3 protein-coding genes are annotated in these 3,819 nt (G+C 74.9%); 1 reads left to right on the top strand and 2 read right to left on the bottom strand.

Annotated elements, in window-relative coordinates:
* Window positions 1–1,471, bottom strand: a 1,471-nt coding sequence (locus tag RIF68_RS30425; protein ID WP_309054495.1) for an ABC transporter substrate-binding protein, incomplete at its 3' end; no start/stop codon positions are given.
* A 233-nt stretch (window positions 1,472–1,704) separates the two neighbouring features.
* Here RIF68_RS30425 and RIF68_RS30420 point away from each other — a divergent pair.
* Window positions 1,705–2,946 carry an MFS transporter gene (locus RIF68_RS30420; protein ID WP_309054494.1) on the top strand — a complete coding sequence of 414 codons (1,242 nt, stop codon included), beginning with the start codon at window positions 1,705–1,707 and terminating at the stop codon, window positions 2,944–2,946.
* A 74-nt stretch (window positions 2,947–3,020) separates the two neighbouring features.
* On the opposite strand, the gene RIF68_RS30415 is transcribed toward RIF68_RS30420, so the two are convergent.
* Window positions 3,021–3,819 (bottom strand): glycoside hydrolase family 6 protein (locus RIF68_RS30415; protein ID WP_309054493.1); only part of this gene is annotated, 799 nt, incomplete at its 5' end.

The following is a 3,819-nucleotide window of genomic DNA, read 5'->3' as shown; positions in this document are numbered from 1 at the left end:
CCTCGACACCGGCGGCGATGCCCTGGACGACCTTCTCGTGGACGAGCGGCACGACCGCGTCCGTCCGCAGGATCGCCGCCTCGGCCGCCATGACCTTCCGCTGGCGCTGCGCCATGTCGCTCTCCTCTGCGGCGGCGCGGACGGCCCGGTCGACCGCGGGGTCCTTCAGCCCGGCGATGTTGTAGACGCCGGTGCCGGTGAAGTCGCTGGCGAGGTAGGAGACGGCGTCACCGGTGTCGAGCAGGGTGACCCGGGAGAAGACGAGGGCGTCGTACTTCCCGGCGAGCAGGTCGGCCTCCATCTGCGTGTACTCGCGGACGTCCTGCTTCACCGTGAACCCGGCCTTCTCCAGCTGCTGCTGGAGCACGCTCGCCGCCTCGGGCAGTTCGGCGCGGTTGGTGTACGTGGCCAGACGCAGCGTCCGGCCCGCGGTCGCGGCCTTCACCTGGTCCGGCGTCGCGGCCGGGGCGCGGCCGGTCACCGCGACGCGCCGCTCGGCGGCCCAGGGGACGGCGGGACCGAACAGGCCCTGGGCCGGGTCGGCGTAGCCGCCGAAGACGGAGCCGACGAGGGCGGAGCCGTCCACGGCCTCCCGGGCCGCCGCGCGCAGACCGCTGTCGGTGAAGAGACCGCCGCCGGTGTTGAGGATCAGGCTGTCGGTGCGCACGGAGGGCACCTCGTGGCGGGTCCCCTCGTCCAGGAGCTTCGCCTGGGCGGTGGGGATCCACTCGGCGATGTCGACGTCGTCGGAGCGCAGGGCGTTGGCGCGGGCGGTGCCGTCGGCGATCCAGGTCACGTCGACGCCGGCGGACTTCGCCTTGCCGCCCCAGTAGCCGTCGTACCGGTCCAGCGTGGCCTTGGTCTTGCCGGTGAGCCGGGTGATGCGGAACGGGCCGGTGCCGGTGCCGACCGGGGTCACGGTGCCGTCCGCCGCGTACGCCTTCGCCGACAGGATCGCGAGGGCCGGGCTGGCGAGCCGGAGCGGCAGGACGGGGTCGGGGCTCCTGGTGGTGAGCGTCACGGTGTCGGCGTCGACCGCGCGCGCGGTCAGGTCCACGTCGCTGAGCACGCGCGGCTTGGGCGTGGCCTGGCCGGCGTGGGCGAGGGCGTTGACCACGGCCCGCGCGGTGACCGGCGTGCCGTCCTGGAAGGTCGCCCGGCGCAGCTCGAAGGTCCAGGCGGTGGCGGAGTCCCGCTTCCAGGACGTGGCCAGCGCGGGGGCGGCGGCGCCCTCGGCGTCCAGGGCGGTGAGCCCCTCCGCGACCGACAGCTTGTTCAGCACGGTGGCGTCGTTGCTGTACGGGGAGAGGGCCTTGACCGGCGGCACGGCGAGGGCGACCCGCAGCCGGTGCGCCGCGTCCTCCTGCCCGCCGCCGGCGGCCCCGCCGGAGTTCTGGCTCGGCGCGAAACAGCCGGCCAGCAGGGGAGTGAGGGCGAGGGCGGTGAGGAGCCCGCGGGTGGTGGTGCGCATGGGGAGGTCCTGTCGAATGAGCGGGGGCAAGCGTCCGGGGGAGGGGGAGGAGCCCCGGGTGACAGCAGGCTATAAGGGTAGGCTTACCGAACTTTACTCGGGTGGGTGAATTCTCAACCATTGGGGTCCGACCCCGGGTGCGCACCCTCCCCCGCAGCATCCGTCCGCCCCCGCCCGCCCCTCCCGCAGTACCCCGACCACCCTTTCCCCCAGCACCCCGAAGGCACCCACGCATGTCCCCGCTCGCCCGGCTCCTCGTCGCCAGCCAGTTCGCCTTCAACGTGGGGTTCTTCGCCGTCCTCCCCTACCTGGCCGACCACCTGGGCGGCACCCTCGGACTCGGCGGCGCCCTGGTGGGGTTCGTCCTCGGGCTGCGGACCTTCAGCCAGCAGGGCCTGTTCGTCGTCGGCGGCGCCCTCACCGACCGGTACGGCCCGCGCCCCGTCGTCCTCGTCGGCTGCGCCCTGCGCGCCGCCGGCTTCGTCTGGCTCGCCTTCGCCGCCACCGCCTGGACCGTGATCGGCGCGGTGGTCACGGTCGGCTTCGCCGCCGCCCTCTTCTCGCCCGCCGTGGAGTCCGAGATCGCGCGCGAAGCGCTCCGGGCCGAACGCGACGGCGGCCCCCGCCGCACCCACACCCTCGCCCGCTTCTCCGCCGGCGGCCAGGCCGGCGCGCTCCTCGGACCCGTCCTCGGCACGCTCCTGCTGTACGGCGGCGGTGCGGGCCACTTCCGCACCGCCTGCCTGGCCGGCGCGGGCGTCTTCCTCGTCGTCCTCGCCGCCCACGCCAAGCTCCTGCCGCGCCGCACCCCGCCGACGGCGGACGCGGAGCCGCGCGCCCCCTGGCGGACGGTCCTCGGCAACCGCTCCTTCCTGCTCCTCGCCCTCGCCTACTCCACCTATCTCCTCGCCTACAACCAGCTCTACCTCGCCCTCCCCGCCGAACTCGACCGCGCGACCGGCTCCCAGGCCGCGCTCGGCTGGCTCTTCGCCCTCTCCTCCGTGCTGGTGGTCGTCGGCTCCGCCCCCGTCGAACGGCTCACCGCGACCCGGCTCGGCCGCCCGGCCATGATCCGCGCCGGACTGCTGCTGATCGCCTCCGCCTTCGCCGTGACCGGAGTCCTGCGGACGTTCGACGGCCCGGCGGGGGCCCTCGCCTTCACCGTGCTGCTCACCCTCGGTCAGATGCTGGTCCTGCCCGCCACCCGGGCGCTCCTCCCCGACCTCACCGGCGAGACGCGCATCGGCCTGGCCACCGGGGCGCTCTCCTCCCTCTCCGGCCTCGTCGTCCTCGCCGCGGGCGCCCCGATCGGAGCGCTCCTCGACCACGACGGCCCCGCCCCCTGGCTCCTCCTCGCGACGATCCCCCTCCTGGGCCTCGCCCTCGTGCCCCGCCATCGACCGGACGGCCCCGGAGCGGCGCCCGCGCCCGGCCCCGGGGGAGCGGTCCCCCGGGGCCGGGCGCGGAAGCGGTGAAGGTCAGCGGCTGAAGACCGGCGGTCGAAGGGCAGCCGTCGGCGGTCAGTGGTCGAAGGGCAGCCCTCGGCGGGTCAGCGGTTGAAGGTCAGCCGCGGTGCCGCGTTGCGGGCGAGGGTGTGGGCCTGCTCCGGCCACCAGGTGCCGGCCGGCGGATCGACGATGCCGTACTCGGGGTCGATCGTGCCGCCGGTGTTGCGGGTGCAGCTGCCGTCGGACTCGCCGGGGATCTTGATCCACAGGTAGGCGTCGACGAGCGGGACCCCGGTGTCGGCGGTCGGCCGGGGGCCGAGGCCGCGACCGGGCGCGTTGCACCAGATCTCCGGGTCGCCGGTGTACTTGCCGGGCTCCGGGACCCAGGCGCCCAGGCCGTTGCGGCTGGTGTCGATGACGAAGTGGCGCAGCGCGTCGTCCGGCGGGGTGCCCACGCTCCGGTCGAACCAGGCGTCGGTCCAGCGCCAGGTGGCGGGGTCGGCGGAGTCGACCGCGTTGCCGGGGGCGCCGTCGTTGGGCGCGGCCGGCGAGTAGTACTGGGTGGCGCACCAGTCCGTGCGGCCGCGGGCGTGCTCGGGCCCTTCGGTGGCGAACCACATGCACTTCGCGATCCAGGTGCCGTAGCGCGCGTTGTGCTCCGTGGGGTGGGTGTTGGACACGTTGAGGGCGAAGCCGTCACTGTCCCGGACACCGGCGTCGAGCAGGCGCTGGGCCATCGTGCCGACGGGCCGCCACAGGACGTTGCCCGCGTCGAGATAGACGGCGGTGCGGGCCTTGGCCTTGATGGTCCTCACCGCGTACGCCAGATCGGCGATGCGGGCAGCCGTGAGTTCGCCGGTCGGGTCCACGTCCCGCCCGCAGTCGCTGGGGAGGAGGGCC

Source organism: Streptomyces sp. (assembly GCF_031178505.1).
Classification (GTDB): Bacteria; Actinomycetota; Actinomycetes; order Streptomycetales; family Streptomycetaceae; genus Streptomyces; species Streptomyces gulbargensis.
This window is presented reverse-complemented; position numbering and strand designations above follow the sequence as displayed.